The following is a 17,443-nucleotide window of genomic DNA, read 5'->3' as shown; positions in this document are numbered from 1 at the left end:
TTACAAGCGTAAAGAAAAGAGCGGAGATTAGTCCGCTCTTTTTTATATATGATTAATTCAACCATTAACTTTGGATAATTCCATTGACGCCCGTGACGATCATGTCTATCGCAATGGTACCGATCAGCAGCGCAGCAACACGGCCAACAATATCCACATATAAATCTATGTAGTTGGAGTATTTATGCTGTAAATGATCATGCAGATATTTCATTAGAATCAGCAGGCTGCAGGTCAAAAACAGGGTAAGAAAAATCACCAGCATGGTTTGCCATAAACTGAGCTGAATTCCGGTAATCACCGCCGCTGAAATGGTGCCCGGGCCAATCATAAATGGCATGGCAATGGTGCCTGCCAGATGATGAGGCGCCCCACGCATCACGCCAATGGTATCGGCGCCTTCAAAGACATAGCGATAACCAATCACCAGAAAAATGATACCGCCAAAAATCTGGAAAGATTCAAAGCGTACATGCAGCACTTCCTGAAAGAAGGCTTCACCAGTCTTGGCAAAAATGATAAAGACGATAAAACTGATCAGGCTGCCCTGAATCAATGCCATATTAAAGACTTTGGCCTCGGAATTACGGATAATTCCGAGCATATAAATACTCATCAAAAATGGATTGAGTAAAGAGAAGAACAGGGCAAAGGCATGTAAGCTTTCTGACATTATCGATTCCTTCTAGGGCCTTGGACGGTATTAATTTTCACGGTCTGGAAACAGCGGGCGTGTACCCGGACTGATACGGTTAATATGCAGATACATCATATGACGTTCATATTTATCCAGAATGTCGTTAATGACCTGTTCCTTGCTATAACCGACCAGATCATTGCCTTGCGAACCTTCAAACAGATAGCTTTCCAGACGATAGTAATAACGTTTGGCACGTTTCCCGCGCGAACTGAAGTTTGGGGTGTCATAACGCACCGGCCAGATTTCATAAACAAAATTTTCTTCTTCATCGAGCTGAATAATCAAATCCAGATGATAGAGTTCCGGTTCATCCTCTACCGGTTTTTCCTGTACATCAACATGCACACCTTTAGTGATGAGTTCGGCTGCAACAGCCTCGATAGCCGGTTTGCACACCTCATTTAGCATGCTTCGGGTCTGGGACAGGCTTGGATGTAACATCACCCGACTCAGCCGTTTTTTCCAGTTAAAGATGTCCACGTTTCCGACCACAGGTGCCGCATTCATACTGGTACTGGCCTGACGGAAATCTTCCAGACGCAGGGATTTATACAGGCCCGCCATGACAAAGAAAATCACAAAGCTAAAAGGCAGTCCCATAATAATGGTGGTGTTTTGCAAGGCTGTAACACCGTTGGCCATCAGCATCGCCAAAGTCAGCAAGCCAATCGCAATGGCCCAGAAAATACTCAGCCAGCGCGGTGAATCATGCTCAATATTGGTAAATTTAGTGGTGAAATTCCCCAGTACCAAAGCGCCAGAATCCGCAGAAGTGACATAGAACAACAAACCGGTAATGGTCGCGATCCCTGCGATAAAGCTAAAGCCAGGATATTGCGCCAGCAAGTCATAGAAACCATGTGCCGGATTTTCCAGGACTGTGGTCGCCAGTTGAGTATTGCCATCAAACATGACGCTATGGAGTGCACTATTACCAAAAATAGATAACCAGGTCAGGGTAAATAATAGGGGAATAATCAAGGTGCCGGCGACAAACTCACGGATGGTTCGTCCACGTGAAATACGCGCCAGAAACAGCCCGACAAAAGGAGACCAGGCAATCCACCAGGCCCAGAAGAACAAAGTCCAGCTATTCATCCATTCTTTAGGTTGCTCAAATGGAAAACTGGTTAAGGACAGCTTTGGAAACTGACTGATATAGTCACCAAAGTTCTGAATCAGGGCGGCCAGCAAGAATTCGGTATTGCCCATCATTAAAATAAACAGTAACAGGCCAATCGAGACATAAATATTAATTTCTGAAAGGACGCGGATGCCTTTATTGACACCGGATGCAACAGAAATAATGGTAATAATCACCGCGACGGCGATTAATCCGGTCTGTACCCACAGGTTTTCCGGTAAATCAAACAGCACATGCAGGCCGTAATTGAGCTGGACCACACCAATACCGCAGGTGGTCGCAATACCGAAAATCGTGCCGAGTACTGCCGCAGTATCGACCGTATGCCCAATCGGACCATGAATCTTTTTACCAAAAATCGGATAGAGTGCTGAACGGATGGTCAGTGGCAGGTTATAACGATAACTGAAATAGCCCAGGGCCACACCTATCAGTGCATACATGCTCCAGCCAGTTAAACCATAGTGGAACAGGGTCCAGACCATGGACTGGCGAGCCGCCTCGAAAGTCTGGCCTTCACCGACGGGTGGATTCATATAATGCGAGAGAGGTTCCGCCACCGAGAAGAACATCAGGTCAATCCCGATTCCGGCAGAAAACAACATGGCTGACCAGCTTAATAAACTAAATTCAGGCTTGGAATGTTTAGGCCCTAATTTAATTTCCCCATAACGTGAACAGGCAATAAAAATAATAAACACCAGATACAAAGTGGCAGCCAGCAGGTAATACCAGCTAAATGTACGACTGACCCAGTTCAGAATATTGGTGATGACCAGATTGGCCTGTTGATTGAATAAAATCGTGACGAGAGAAAAAAGCAGAATAAGTGTTGCTGAAACATAAAACACCACTTTATTCAGACTATCCTGCACTTGTTCAGTTTTCTTTTGCATAAATCTGTGACCGTAGTTTTATTGTCATGTGATTTACAGCGCAGTTCGATTTGACACAGGGTTCGACACTTAAAGAGTCAAAGTCGAATCAATTACAAACATTTGCAAATCCAAAACAAACTGCGCTGTACATCTGAGGTTGCTAGGCACTATAATTTTTATTAATTGATCGTTCAATTAAAAAAACGTTTTTTAATGTTACCTCATTCTGCTATTGCAGCATGAGTCCGATTTATAGATTCGTTATTCAGGTTAGTCTTATGCCAAAAGTTGGTATGCAACCGATCCGCCGTCAACAGCTTATTGACGCGACCCTAGCTGCTGTAAATGAACTAGGTTTTGCAGAAACCTCAATCAGCCAGATTGCACAACGTGCCGGTGTTTCGACCGGCATCATAAGCCATTATTTTGGCGGGAAAAATGGCCTCATTGAAGCAACAATGCGTTATTTATTGCAGCAGTTAGGTAAAACCGTGGCAGAGATGCAGACCCAGGTGAATGCCACATCTGAGCAACGTTTGCTTGCCATTGTACGGGGTAATTTTGCTGCACCTCAAACCAATAAGGCCGCTATGAAAGTCTGGCTGGCATTTTGGGCGAGCAGCTTGCATCAACCGGACTTGCATCGGTTGCAACAGGTTAACCATTACCGCTTACATTCCAATCTCAAGCACGAATTTATGAAAGTGCTGTCCAAATCAGAAGCAGAAAAAGCGGCACAAGGGCTAGCTGCACTGATCGACGGATTCTGGTTACGCGGCGCACTGATCAGTGGCGAGATTGATCCAGAAATGCCGATCGAACTGTGTAGCCAGTTTATCCAGCAGCAATTGAAATCACACAAATAGGCGAGGGAATTACAGTGACTACCTATCATTTACAGCGTCCTTATATTCACGGCCAATATGTCGATGCAACATCGCATCGCAGCTTTGAAAGCATCAACCCTGCAACTGGTGAGATCCTGGCGGAAATCCAGATCTGCAGCAAAGAAGACATTGATCGTGCCGTCGAATCTGCACAAAAAGGGCAGAAGGTCTGGGCTGCAATGACGGCGATCGAGCGCTCCCGGATTTTAAATAAAGCAGTCGCTATTTTACGCGAACGTAGTGATGAACTGGCGCGTATTGAAAGTCTCGACAGCGGTAAAGCCTGGAGTGAAACCTCTACGGTAGATATTGCGACTGGTGCAGATGTCCTCGAATATTATGCCGGCATCTTGCCAGCCCTCGAAGGACAGCAGATTCCACTGCGAGAGACTTCATTTATTTATACCCGTCGTGAGCCTTTGGGTGTTGTGGCCGGCATCGGGGCCTGGAATTATCCAATCCAGATTGCATTATGGAAATCTGCACCAGCACTGGCGGCAGGCAATGCCATGATTTTTAAGGCCAGTGAAACCACGCCTTTGACCGCACTGAAACTGGCTGAAATCTATACCGAAGCCGGTGTGCCGCACGGGGTATTTAATGTCGTGACTGGCAGTGGCGAGATTGGCGCTTATTTAACTGCACATCGGGATATTGCTAAAGTCTCGTTTACCGGTGGTGTTGCCACGGGTAAAAAAGTCATGGCGCAAGCCGCAGATTCCAGCCTGAAAGAAGTCACCATGGAACTCGGTGGGAAATCTCCCCTGATTATCTGTGAAGATGCCGATCTTGATCTTGCCGCTGACATTGCCATGATGGCCAATTTTTACAGCTCAGGTCAGGTCTGTACCAACGGCACCCGGGTATTCATTCCCTATACCTTAAAAGCGGCTTTTGAAGAAAAAATCTTGCAGCGTATTCCTCATATCCGTATAGGCGATCCGCTTGATCCGGAAACCAATTTTGGGCCAGTTTCCAGCTTTGCGCATATGGAAAAAGTATTGAAATTCATTGAGCAGGGCAAAACCGAAGGTGCACGTTTACTGTGTGGCGGTGGTCGTGCCACACAAGCCGATTTAGCCCAGGGTGCCTATGTTTTGCCGACAGTATTTAGTGACTGCCGGGACGACATGACTATGGTTCAGCATGAAATTTTTGGGCCAGTCATGAGTATTTTAAGCTATGACACTGAAGAAGAAGTCATTCGCCGTGCCAATGCGACCGAATATGGGCTGGCTGCAGGTGTGGTGACTCCTGATCTTGCCCGCGCGCATCGTATCATTCACCAGATTGAAGCCGGAATTTGCTGGATTAATACCTGGGGCGAATCTCCAGCGGAAATGCCGGTCGGTGGTTATAAACACTCGGGCGTAGGGCGTGAAAACGGAATTATGACCTTGCAGCAATATACCCAGACCAAATCGGTTCAGGTGGAATTGAGCCCATTCCAGTCCGTGTTTAGCGCATAAGGAGGTCTCCGCTTGATGAATTACGATTATATTATTATCGGGGCAGGCTCGGCCGGAAATGTGCTGGCTGCTCGATTGACTGAGGATCCGGATACCAAAGTCTTGCTATTAGAGGCGGGCGGGCCGGATTATCGTCTGGATTTTAGAACCCAGATGCCGGCAGCCTTGGCTTATCCTTTACAGGGACGCCGTTATAACTGGGCCTATCTGACCGATCCTGAACCACATATGAATAATCGCCGCATGGAATGCGGACGTGGTAAAGGCCTTGGTGGCTCATCGCTGATTAATGGCATGTGTTATATCCGCGGCAATGCCATGGATCTGGAACAGTGGGCCAGCTTGAAAGGTCTGGAACACTGGAGCTATGCAGAATGTCTGCCCTATTATAAAAAGGCGGAAACACGCGATATTGGCGGCAATGACTATCATGGCGATGCCGGGCCAGTTTCAGTCGCAACACCAAAAAATGATAATAATGAGCTGTTTCATGCCATGATCGAAGCTGGTGTACAGGCCGGTTATCCACGAACAGATGATTTAAATGGCTATCAGCAGGAAGGCTTTGGCCCGATGGATCGTACCGTGACGCCAAAAGGTCGTCGTTCCAGTACCGCGCGCGGTTATCTGGATATGGCCAAAGGGCGCGATAATCTCACCATTATTACCCATGCCATGACCAATAGAATTCTGTTTAGCCAGAAGCAGGCGATTGGCGTGGAATATTTTGAAGGGCAAAATGCCTTACAACCCATTCAGGTCTTTGCCGATAAAGAAGTTCTGCTGTGTGCCGGGACGATTGCTTCCCCGCAAATTTTGCAGCGTTCAGGTGTGGGTCCTGCCGCATTATTAAAAAGTCTGGACATTCCGGTCGTTCAGGACTTGCCGGGTGTGGGCGAAAACTTGCAGGATCATCTGGAAATGTACCTGCAATACCAGTGTAAAAAACCGGTCAGTCTCTATCCCGCCTTAAAGTGGTATAACCAGCCGATGATTGGTGCTGAATGGTTATTTCTAGGCACAGGTATTGGTGCCAGTAATCAGTTTGAAGCAGGTGGCTTTATCCGCTCCTCCGACGAGTTCGACTGGCCCAATATCCAGTATCATTTCCTGCCGATTGCAATTAACTATAATGGAACCAATGCCATTCATGAGCATGGTTTTCAGGCGCATGTCGGTTCGATGCGTTCACCCTCCCGCGGGCGTATACAACTCAAATCCAAAGATCCGTTTGAGCATCCAAGTATTTTATTTAACTATATGAGTACCGAGCAGGATTGGCGCGAATTCCGGGATGCCATCCGGATTACCCGGGAAATTATGCACCAGCCGGCACTTGATCCTTATCGGGGTGAAGAAATCAGTCCGGGTCAAACTGTACAGACAGATGCCCAGATTGACGAGTTTGTGCGTAATCATGCTGAAACCGCCTATCACCCATCTTCTAGCTGTAAAATGGGCGAGGATGATATGGCAGTTGTGGACGGTTATGGCCGGGTACATGAAATGCAGGGTCTCAGAGTCATTGACGCTTCCATCATGCCCTTAATTATTACCGGAAATTTGAATGCCACCACCATCATGATGGCCGAAAAACTGGCAGATCATATTCGGGGAAATCCGGCTTTAGCTGCATCGACTGCGCCGTTTTATCAGGCAGCTCGAGTCTCAAGCCAAGCTTGAAATTTCTATTTTACAGGTGGAAATAGGCATAAACTTATATTAATTATGCGTTAAAATAAGCTGTATATTTTGATATTAATCAATCTTTAAGTAGGGCTGCATCATGTGTTCAGCCCTTTTATTTACCTAAAAAGAATTTTATATTTTATGAGAATCTTAAATCAAACCTTGCTCTTCGGCTGTGTCACATTTTCCAGTATTTGTAGTTTTGCAAATGACGTTCAAAACAATCAAATACAAGCAAGTGGCAACCTGAGCGTGGTGTCTAAATATGTATCACGCGGTTTAAGCAATGCACCGGAAGACGATAATATTGCACTACAAGCAGGGTTGAATTTGGCCTATGGCAACTTTTATGTGGGCTATTGGGGTTCCACATTGGGTTATTCCTATGCTGAGGTACAAGGACGCAGAGGGCATAGCACCGATAAATTCGAGCATGATTTTCTGGTCGGTTATACGCACAGCTCGGAACATTATGATTGGGATTTCTGGAATGCCACCTACTATTATCCAGGGGGTGAAAACACCACCGGTAATGAGTTGGGTTTAAATGTCAGCCGTACGCTGAATGAAAAAACCAGTATTGGCGCGAGCGTATCGACCTATCTTTATGATGTGGCCTATGCCAATCAGGGCGATACCTTTTATACGCTGAATCTGAACCATCAATTGAATGATCGTGTGAATGCCAGTCTGACTGCTGCAGGTAGCTATTTTAATGATGAAGGCAAATATGAAGGTGGAGAACTGGGCGATACCCAAAAACAGCATGCCTTCCGTTATGCGTCTGCCGGACTGAGTTATGCAATCTTGCCTCAATTAAGTGTGTCAGGCGAATATCTGCTGGGGGGCTATGACCGCTACGGTGACAAGCAGCGAAATCTGGCTTTATTCGGTTTAAGCTATGATTTTTAAGGCCTTAAAGCTTAGAAGATGAAATTATTGTTAATCTGTCTATACATATTTTAAAGCTACATCAGAAGCGCTCATTCGATATTAAAAGCAACACATGGATCGTCACAAATTTTAAATGTGTTGATTCATGTTGTTCCTATTTCTTAGCTTTATAGAAAATATCGCGGAAAAACTCACAAACGTTATCAATTTCATCAAATGACTCTATAATAGCGCCCATTCTTAAAGGGTTCGCCGTAGTCTCATGACTACGTTATTACCCTGATTTATTTTTAAGTCAAGTTCTCCTGCGTGATTCGGCTTGTACATTCAGATTCAGCATCTTATCTGTCCATGCGGCACATAAGAACATTTAGGTGTCCACATGGAAATCAAGGTCAATTATCTCGACAATCTCCGCCAAGAAGCCAAATTTGATGACTTCACGGTAATTGCCGATCAACCGATTCGCTACAAAGGCGATGGTTCCGCTCCCGGCCCATTCGATTATTTTCTGGCCTCATCGGCGCTTTGTGCAGCTTACTTTGTCAAAGTATATTGTGCAGCACGTGATATTCCGACCGAAAATATTCGCCTGTCACAAAACAATATTGTCGATCCTGAAAACCGTTATAAACAGATTTTTAAAATTCAGGTTGAGCTGCCGGCTGATATTTCAGAAAAAGACCGTCAAGGCATTTTGCGCTCGATTGATCGCTGTACCGTCAAGAAAGTGATCCAGACTGGCCCTGAGTTTGTGATTGAAGAAGTCGAAAGCATTGATGCCGATGCGCAAGCCTTGTTAATGCCAAGTCTGGCCTCTGAAAACAGCACTTTTATTCCGGGCAAAGATCTGCCTTTGGAAGAAACCATTGCCAATATGTCTGCCATTCTGGCCGGTCTGGGCATGAAGATTGAAATCGCATCATGGCGCAACATCGTACCAAATGTATGGTCATTGCATATTCGTGATGCACAGTCGCCAATGTGCTTTACCAATGGTAAAGGGTCAACCAAGGAAAGTGCGCTGGCATCTGCACTGGGCGAGTTCATCGAGCGCTTGAACTGTAACTTTTTCTATAATGACCAGTTCTGGGGTGAAGACATTGCCAATGCAGAATTTGTACATTATCCGGATGAAAAATGGTTTAAGCCGGGTCCAAATGGCGAACTTCCGCAGGAAGTCTTAGACGAATATACGCTTGAAATTTATGATCCTGAAGATGAGTTATTGGGTACGCATCTTTATGACACCAACTCGGGCAATACTGAACGTGGTATCTGTTCACTGCCATTTGTACGTCACTCCGATGGTGAAACGGTTTATTTCCCATCGAATCTGATTGAAAATCTATACTTGAGTAACGGGATGAGTGCAGGGAATACCTTGCCTGAAGCTCAGGTGCAATGTCTGTCTGAAATCTTTGAACGTGCAGTCAAGCGTGAAATTATTGAAGGTGAACTGGCTTTACCAGATGTACCTGAACAGGTGCTGGCGAAATATCCAAAAATCGTTGAAGGTATTAAAGGTTTAGAGGAACAGGGCTTCCCGGTGCTGGTCAAAGATGCCTCATTAGGCGGTCAATTCCCAGTAATGTGTGTGACCTTGATGAACCCGCGTACTGGCGGTGTGTTTGCATCTTTTGGCGCGCATCCAAATTTTGAAGTGGCACTTGAACGCAGTCTGACTGAATTGCTGCAAGGTCGTAGCTTCGAAGGTCTGAATGACCTGCCGAAGCCAACTTTTAGCTCAAATGCCGTGACTGAACCGAACAACTATGTCGAACACTTTATCGATTCGAGCGGTGTGGTGTCTTGGCGTTTCTTTAGTGCCAAAGCAGATCATGAATTTGTGGAATGGGATTTCACCAACCATGGTCAAAACTCCAATGCAGATGAAGCTGCAGCTTTATTCGGCATTCTGGAAGAGCTCGGTCATGAAGCCTATATGGCGGTTTATCAACATTTAGGTGCAACGGCTTGTCGTATCCTGGTGCCAGGCTATTCTGAAATCTATCTGGTCGAAGATCTGATCTGGGATAATACCAACAAGGCTTTGGCATTCCGTGAAGATATCCTGAACTTGCATCGTCTGGATGAAGAACAGCTTGAGGCGCTGGTAGAGCGTCTGGAAGAATGTGAGCTGGATGATTATACCGAAATCAAAACCCTGATCGGGGTTGAATTCGATGAAAATACCGAATGGGGCCAATTAACGATTTTAGAATTAAAATTGTTAATTTATCTTGCGCTGCAACAATTTGAAGAAGCCAAAGATCTGGTTGAGCAGTTCTTGCAGTTCAATACCAATACCGTTGAACGTGGCCTGTTCTACCAGTGCATGAATGTCGTACTTGAAGTATTGCTTGATGACGAGATGGAACTGGAAGATTATGCACATAACTTCCGCCGTATGTTTGGTGATGCACGTATGGACGCGGTTATGGCTTCAGTTGAAGGCACAGTACGTTTCCATGGTTTGAGCGAAACCAGTATGAAGCTTGAAGGTCTGGATCGTCATTTACGCCTGATTGATAGCTATAAAAAACTGCATGCTGCGCGTGCCAAGTTTGTGGCTCAGCAATAATCCATAGATGAATGACTAAAATTTTTCGTCATTTGTTTTAAATCTTAAAGATGGCTTACTCGGTTTCGAGTAGGCCATTTTTATCTCTGACCCTATATGCAATCTTTTCTATCTTTCTATCTTTCTATCTTTCTATCTTTCTATCTTTCTATCTTTCTATTTTGAAAATTTATTAATCCCAGCTCCCTCGGGAACTGGAATTACCTAAAAAATTAAAGTGAAGAGTTAGTACGAACTGCTTCAAGATTGGGTAAGTGAATCAGAGAAATAGATATATTTTTTTAATTCACAAGAACTATCCAAATTACATATTTGGATAGTTTGGACCACCGCCACCTTCCGGTGTTACCCAGGTGATGTTCTGAGACGGATCTTTAATATCACAGGTCTTGCAGTGCACACAGTTGGCTGCATTGATCTGGAAACGCTTGGAACCGTCATTATTTTCCATGATTTCGTATACACCTGCCGGGCAGTAACGCTGTGCCGGCTCATCCCATTTCGGTAAGTTCACTTCCACCAGAATCGAAGCATCAGTCAGCTTTAAATGCGCAGGTTGATTTTCTTCATGTACGGTATTCGATACGAATACTGAAGACAAACGGTCAAAGGTCAGCTTGCCATCCGGTTTTGGATAGTTTGGTTTGAAGTTTACTGCATCCACGGTTTTCAGAGTTTTGAAGTCTGGCACCAAGTCATGTAACGTAAACGGCACTTTAAATACGTTCTGGTCGATGAAGTTAAATGCACCACCCATCCATTGACCGAACTTGTGCATTGCCGGGCCAAAGTTACGCGAGCTGTACAGCTCTTCTTTCAGCCAGCTATGGTTGAACTTGTCGGTATAAGCAGTCAATTCTTTAACAAAGAAATCTTCGCCTTCCACTACACGTGCAACCGCCAGATCACCACCTTGTTGTACACCGGCAGCAATCGCCTCAAAGACCGCTTCACCGCAGAGCATGCCGGATTTCATCGCAGTATGTGAGCCTTTAATCTTGGCAAAGTTCAGGAAGCCTGCATCATCACCAATTAAAGAGCCACCCGGGAAAGTAAACTTTGGCAGCGAGTTAAAACCACCTTTGGTCACGGCACGGGCGCCATAAGAAATACGCTTGCCACCTTCCAGATACTGCTTGATTAAAGGATGGGTTTTCCAGCGCTGCATTTCCATAAATGGATACATGTGCGGGTTAGTGTAAGACAGATCCACGATCATGCCCAAGGTTACCTGGTTGTTTTCAGCGTGATATAACCACCAGCCGCCTGAAGAACTGGTTTCAGAAAGCGGCCAGCCGGCACCGTGCATCACCAGACCTGGTTTGTGCTTGGCAGGATCGATTTCCCAAAGCTCTTTAATGCCGATACCGTAATGTTGTGGATCCGCATCCTTGTCCAGGTTGAACTTCTGGATCAGACGTTTACCTAAATGACCACGACAGCCTTCAGCAAAAATCGTGTATTTGGCATGTAATTCATAACCCGGGGTAAAGTTATGCGTTGGTTCGCCATCTTTACCGATACCCATATCACCAGTCTGGATGCCTTTTACTGAACCATCTTCATGATAGAGGATTTCAGCTGCAGCAAAGCCTGGGAAGATCGACACTTCCAGTTCTTCGGCTTTCTGGCCTAACCAGCGCACCACGTTGCCGAGCGAGATGACATAGTTGCCATCGTTATGCATGCTTTTAGGCACCATCCAGTGGGGTGCTTCCTGTGATTTTTCATCTGACAGCAGGAAGAAGGTTTTATCTTCAGTCACCGGGACATTCAGCGGGGCACTCTGTTCTTTCCAGTCCGGGAACAGCTCGTTCATGGCACGTGGTTCAAGCACAGCACCAGACAGAATATGTGCACCGACTTCGGAGCCTTTTTCTACGACACAAACAGACAGATCGTTTAGGTTGTTTTCAATTGCAAGCTGACGGATTTTGATCGCAGCAGAAAGACCCGCAGGGCCTGCGCCTACGATCACAACGTCAAATTCCATTGATTCTCTAGCAATATCTTCCATAATAAGAAATCCTGTTTCGCTTAGCGGTATTTTACCACAGTGAAAAAGTTTTTAAATAAAAAATTGACAATTGATTATGAAAAAAGCCTCCGAAGAGGCTTTTTAAAGAGAAATTATGATTTTTGTGGATCGTACTGTTTTTCTTTGATGAACAGGGAAGGAATTACACCACAGATGAAGTAAGCTGCACCCATTACCACGAAGCCCATACCGATTGAGCCACCTGTAGCCAAATAGCCGATTATCGCTGGGGCGATCGCTGCACCGAGACGACCAACGTTATATGCGCCACCGATTGCTGTACCACGTACTGATGTCGGGAAGCTCTCTGTCATATAGGTTGCATTTACACCATATGGAATACCATATAGGAAACCGAAGACCACTAACAGGTACAAAATGTTTTCTGGTGAGTTGTAGAAGACAATTAATGGGAGGAAAATTGCAGTACCGATCGCACCAAAAGCGTAGGTGAAACGGCGGCCCATTTTGTCAGCCATGTAACCGGCAAGTACTTTACCTAGAATCATCGCGGTATACGTACCGACCATATAGGCAGTCATTTCTTTAAACTTCATACCGAGTTCGCTTTCCAGGTATGAAGGCATCCAGTTATTTACACCATAGTAGCCAAACTGAAGGAAGCCAGCGGTCAATGCCCATAAGATAAACATATTGCGGTTGCGCTTATCTTTGAAAATCATTTTCCAAGTAGATTCAGACTTGGCAATGGCTTCCGCCTCAAGTTTCTTGTGACGGTTTTCTTGCCATGCAGCTGGTTCAGGTACCAGATAGTGCATTAAGATTGCCATACCAATTGGAAGAGCAGCCACGTAGAACAGCATACGCCAGCCGTGATCTGGAATTAACCAACCCGCAAGCAGGGTAGCCACAATATAACCTACAGTCCAACCGGCCTGAAGCGTACCCAAGATTGTAGTACGGTATTGAGTCGGTACGTATTCTGCCATTAATGTATTACAAGCAATATAGAGTGAACCCAGACCCAGTGCTGCCAGAAAACGTAAAATACCAAATTCCCAGAATGAGTTTGTAAAACCTAGACCACAGGTTAAAACCGAGAATAATAAAATTGAAATTACTACGGTGCGCACACGACCAAACTTGTCACATGCCCAACCCCCATATATACCCCCAATCGCCATACCCGCAAGAGTAAAGCTGCCGAGCATCCCAGCTTCGACTGGTGTCAGACCAAATTCAGCTTTAATACTATTTAAGCTGTAGGAAAGCAGCATTAAATCTGCACCATCGACCAATAAGGCGAGGAATGCAAAAATAAATGCAATTTTCCAGGTGTTTGGGCCAATTTTAGAAATTGTATTCGTTATAGCCATAATCCATTACCTATAAAAAAGGCTTGACCGCAAGGAGATTGGATCAAGCCAAACTTGTTATTGAGTCGCTTCGCGAATCATATTGCGGGCAATAATGACTTGCTGGATCTGCGTAGTACCTTCGTAAAGACGGAATAAACGCACATCGCGGTAGAAGCGCTCAATTGCATATTCACTGATATAGCCTGCGCCACCGTGGATTTGCACACCACGGTCTGCTACACGACCACACATTTCTGTTGCAAACATTTTTGCGCAAGATGCTTCAGTACTTACGTTCTGACCGGCATCACGACGACGCGCTGCATCAAGCACCATACATTTCGCTGCATAAATTTCAGCTTTAGAGTCTGCCAGCATGCCTTGGATTAACTGGAAGTTGGCAATGGCCTGACCGAACTGCTTACGTTCAACCGCATATTTCAGCGAGTCATCCAACATACGGGTTGCAGCACCAACACTGAGTGCAGCAATGTGGATGCGGCCTTTATCCAGAACTTTCATCGCTGTTTTAAAGCCAACACCTTCCACACCACCAATTAGAGCTGAGGCAGGGATACGGCAGTTTTCAAAGATCACGTCACAGGTATGCGCGCCTTTCTGGCCCATTTTCTTGTCACGTTTACCTAGTGAAATACCCGGCAGTTTGCTATCGACAATAAATGCAGAAATAGCTGCAGAACCTTTGAGTTGAGGATTAGTACGAGCCATCACTGTGAATACACCTGCATGTGGTGCATTGGTGATAAAACGCTTGGTACCATTCAGGATGTACTCATCACCATCTTTTACTGCAGTTGTTTTAAGTGATGCAGCATCAGAACCAGAATCCGGTTCAGTCAGACAGAAAGAGCCAATGATTTCACCGCTAGCAAGTTTTGGCAGGAAATGCTGTTTTTGCTCTTCTGTACCATCGATGATCAGGCCAGATGCACCGATGCCGTTGTTGGTACCAATCAATGAACGGAATGCAGGAGAGGTACGGCCTAGTTCAAAGGCGATATAAACCTCTTCCTCCATGGTCAGGCCAAGACCCTCATATTCTTCAGGAATGGTTAAACCAAATAAGCCCAACTCTTTCATTTGTTGCACGATTTCTGCAGGAATTTCATCCGTTTCTGCAACAGTTTCTTCATTTGGGATTAATACGCCTTCTACGAACTGGCGAATCATATCCACCAACTGGTCCAAGGTTTCCTGATCACGAATCATGTCCTAACTCCGTATCTAGGATTTCGTTCCGTCCACATCTTGTCCAATGTGAATAAAAACTCATCACTAAGCTAAATTTATGCGGATACTAATTAAAATTAAAATCATGATCAATATATACGAAAGTATATTTCGCTGTGCGGTATTAATGTTTTACATTAAAATTGGATTTAAATAGTTGATTTAACTTGATTAATGCTGTTTATAGGATGTTGGAAAATATTTTTTGCACAAATTTGAATAGTTTACTTTGAGTGAAATCTATGTATATTGTTAACTAAATACCGCTGTGCGAAATGAGAAGATTATGGAAAGCACTGAAATTTTAAAATTGACTATACAGGAAGATGGGGTAGCGATTGTTGAAATCCATCGCCCGGAAGCACGTAATGCCTTGAACCTGGAATTACGTCAACAACTCTCTGAAGCATTTCAATACCTTTCAAAATTAGATGCTGTAAAAGCGATTGTTTTGACCGGCGGTGAAAAAGTTTTTGCTGCGGGTGCAGATATCAAAGATTTTACAACAGCAACTACTGCTCAAATGTATTTGCGCCATACTGAGCAGTACTGGCAGAGCATTACTGACTGCCCAAAACCGATTATTGCCGCAGTCAATGGCTATGCACTCGGTGGTGGTTGTGAACTGGCCATGCATGCCGACATCATCATTGCAGGTGAAAATGCCAAATTTGGTCAACCTGAAGTGAAACTAGGCTTGATGCCAGGTGCGGGTGGAACACAACGTTTACTGCGTGCGATTGGTAAATACCAAACTATGCTCTGGGTGTTGACCGGTAAGCTGGTGAAAGCTACTGAAGCTGAACGCATGGGTCTAGTATCTGAAGTGGTGGAAGATGAAAACACAATTAACCATGCCATTGAAATTGCGAAAACGATTGCTTCTTTCTCTCCAATCGCAGTTCAGCAAATCAAGGAAGTGACCAACCTTGGCCAAGATCAAAGCTTACAAGGTGCTTTAGCACTTGAGCGTAAAGCCTTTCAGATTCTGTTTGATACCAAAGACCAGAAAGAAGGCGTGAACGCGTTCTTTGAAAAACGTCCTGCACAGTACACTGGAGAATAAGACATGACCATTCAATCTATGGCGCTGATCGGTACTGGTGTAATGGGCATGGGCATCGCGCAAATCGCAGCGCAAGCGGGTCTGGAAGTTCGTTTATTTGATGCTAAAGCAGGTGCTGCTGAAGCTGGTCTGGCTAAACTCAAAGCTACCTTAGAAAAACTGCAAGCAAAAGGTAAGTTTACTGAAGCAGTGCTGCATGAAACTTTGGCACGCTTTAAGATTCTAAATAGTATTGAAGAAGTGGCTGGTGTTGATCTGGTCGTTGAAGCCATCATTGAAAACCTGGACATCAAGCAAAGCCTGTTCAAACAACTTGAAGGCATTGTTTCACCAAAAACTATTCTAGCAACCAATACATCTTCACTTTCAGTGACTGCGATTGCATCCAATCTTGAGCATCAAGGTCGTATGGCAGGTTTTCACTTCTTTAACCCTGTGCCACTGATGAAAATTGTCGAAGTGATTGCTGGCCTTGCAACTGATGAACAGGTGGTTGCGGATCTGTTAGAACTTGCACAGCGTATGGGGCACTTTGGGGTACGTACCAAAGACACACCAGGATTCATCGTCAATCATGCCGGACGTGCTTACGGTACTGAAGCGCTAAAAGTCTTAGGTGAAGGTGTTACATCAGTTTCTGAAATCGACCGTATTCTGCGTGAAGGTGCCGGTTTCCGTATGGGTCCGCTGGAATTATTCGACCTGACTGCACTCGATGTTTCTCATCCAGTGATGGAATCGATTTTTAATCAGTACTATCAAGAAGATCGCTACCGTCCAAGCACTTTAACCCGTCAAATGCTAGCTGGTAAGAAAGTCGGCCGTAAAGTCGGTGAAGGCTTCTATAAATATCAGGATGGTCAAAAGACCAATGAAGCACCAGCACAAGTTACGCCTGAAGTAACTGAATTCAGCCCAATCTGGATCAAGGCAGACCATGAAGCTGATGCGATCATCCTGCGTGACTATATCCGTGAGCAAGGCTTGGTTATCGACAGTGCTGAAACTCCAGCGGCTGACAGTCTGATTCTATTGGCCACTTATGGTGAAGACACCACAACAGCTGCATTACGTTTTGATGTGGATGCGGCTCGTGCTATCAGCATCGATATGCTGACTGACTTTGCCAAGCACCGGACCATCATGCCATCAATTGCAACTCAAAAAGCATATATTGATCAGGCACATGCATTGTTTGCTAAAAATGGTCATGGCGTATCGGTGATTGCTGAAAGTATTGGCTTTGTTGCACAGCGTGTATTGGCGATGGTCGTGAATCTGGCCTGTGATATTGCCCAGCAGCAAATCGCAACCGCAGCCGATATCGATAAAGCAGTGAAACTCGGTTTGGGCTATCCGCATGGTCCAATTTCATGGGGCGATGTTTTAGGTGCAGAACGTATCTTGCTGATCCTGGAACGTATCCTGGCGAATACTGGTGATCAACGTTACCGCCCAAGTCCGTGGTTACAACGCCGCGCCCGTTTAAAACTTTCTCTTCTTCACACTGCTGCAGTTTAAGGA

At 45.1% G+C, this 17,443-nt stretch carries 12 protein-coding genes; 7 read left to right on the top strand and 5 right to left on the bottom strand.

Going from position 1 to position 17,443, the window contains the following annotated elements:
- Positions 1-64: 64 nt before the first annotated feature.
- Both FTU87_RS02455 and FTU87_RS02450 read right to left on the bottom strand, forming a co-directional pair.
- Positions 65-673, bottom strand: coding sequence for a MarC family protein (locus tag FTU87_RS02455; protein WP_100328614.1), 609 nt, complete (start codon positions 671-673; stop codon positions 65-67).
- Positions 674-703: 30 nt separating this feature from the next.
- Positions 704-2,740: a choline transporter gene (locus FTU87_RS02450; RefSeq protein ID WP_005170883.1), complete on the bottom strand. Its 2,037-nt coding sequence runs from the start codon at positions 2,738-2,740 to the stop codon at positions 704-706.
- 260 nt (positions 2,741-3,000) lie between these two features.
- Here FTU87_RS02450 and betI point away from each other — a divergent pair, with 260 nt between their 5' ends.
- From betI to FTU87_RS02425, 5 genes are all read left to right on the top strand, one after another.
- A complete protein-coding gene (betI, locus tag FTU87_RS02445) occupies positions 3,001-3,588 on the top strand; it encodes a transcriptional regulator BetI (protein WP_180096627.1) in 588 nt (195 codons plus the stop codon).
- A 14-nt stretch (positions 3,589-3,602) separates the two neighbouring features.
- Positions 3,603-5,078, top strand: coding sequence for a betaine-aldehyde dehydrogenase (gene betB, locus FTU87_RS02440; RefSeq protein WP_180039920.1), 1,476 nt, complete (start codon positions 3,603-3,605; stop codon positions 5,076-5,078).
- A 15-nt stretch (positions 5,079-5,093) separates the two neighbouring features.
- Positions 5,094-6,761: a choline dehydrogenase gene (betA, locus tag FTU87_RS02435; RefSeq protein ID WP_180096626.1), complete on the top strand. Its 1,668-nt coding sequence runs from the start codon at positions 5,094-5,096 to the stop codon at positions 6,759-6,761.
- 147 nt (positions 6,762-6,908) lie between these two features.
- Positions 6,909-7,679 (top strand): hypothetical protein, encoded by a 771-nt coding sequence (locus tag FTU87_RS02430; protein ID WP_100354825.1) that lies wholly within the window; start codon positions 6,909-6,911, stop codon positions 7,677-7,679.
- 364 nt (positions 7,680-8,043) lie between these two features.
- On the top strand, positions 8,044-10,245 hold the full coding sequence (locus FTU87_RS02425; protein ID WP_180096625.1) for an OsmC domain/YcaO domain-containing protein: 2,202 nt from the start codon (positions 8,044-8,046) through the stop codon (positions 10,243-10,245).
- A 304-nt stretch (positions 10,246-10,549) separates the two neighbouring features.
- On the opposite strand, the gene FTU87_RS02420 is transcribed toward FTU87_RS02425, so the two are convergent.
- From FTU87_RS02420 to FTU87_RS02410, 3 genes are all read right to left on the bottom strand, one after another.
- Complete coding sequence (locus tag FTU87_RS02420) at positions 10,550-12,262, bottom strand: electron transfer flavoprotein-ubiquinone oxidoreductase (RefSeq protein WP_180096624.1); 1,713 nt, start codon at positions 12,260-12,262, stop codon at positions 10,550-10,552.
- Between the two features lie 113 nt (positions 12,263-12,375).
- Positions 12,376-13,620: an MFS transporter gene (locus FTU87_RS02415; RefSeq protein WP_180096623.1), complete on the bottom strand. Its 1,245-nt coding sequence runs from the start codon at positions 13,618-13,620 to the stop codon at positions 12,376-12,378.
- Positions 13,621-13,677: 57 nt separating this feature from the next.
- On the bottom strand, positions 13,678-14,832 hold the full coding sequence (locus FTU87_RS02410) for an acyl-CoA dehydrogenase family protein (protein WP_180096622.1): 1,155 nt from the start codon (positions 14,830-14,832) through the stop codon (positions 13,678-13,680).
- Positions 14,833-15,139: 307 nt separating this feature from the next.
- Here FTU87_RS02410 and FTU87_RS02405 point away from each other — a divergent pair, with 307 nt between their 5' ends.
- The gene (locus FTU87_RS02405) at positions 15,140-15,919 is read left to right on the top strand and encodes an enoyl-CoA hydratase (RefSeq protein ID WP_180096621.1); all 780 of its coding nucleotides are present in this window, start codon (positions 15,140-15,142) and stop codon (positions 15,917-15,919) included.
- Between the two features lie 3 nt (positions 15,920-15,922).
- On the top strand, positions 15,923-17,440 hold the full coding sequence (locus tag FTU87_RS02400) for a 3-hydroxyacyl-CoA dehydrogenase (protein ID WP_180096620.1): 1,518 nt from the start codon (positions 15,923-15,925) through the stop codon (positions 17,438-17,440).
- Positions 17,441-17,443: the final 3 nt, after the last annotated feature.

The organism is Acinetobacter sp. YH12156 (assembly GCF_013418235.1).
GTDB lineage: Bacteria > Pseudomonadota > Gammaproteobacteria > Pseudomonadales > Moraxellaceae > Acinetobacter > Acinetobacter pseudolwoffii.
This window is presented reverse-complemented; position numbering and strand designations above follow the sequence as displayed.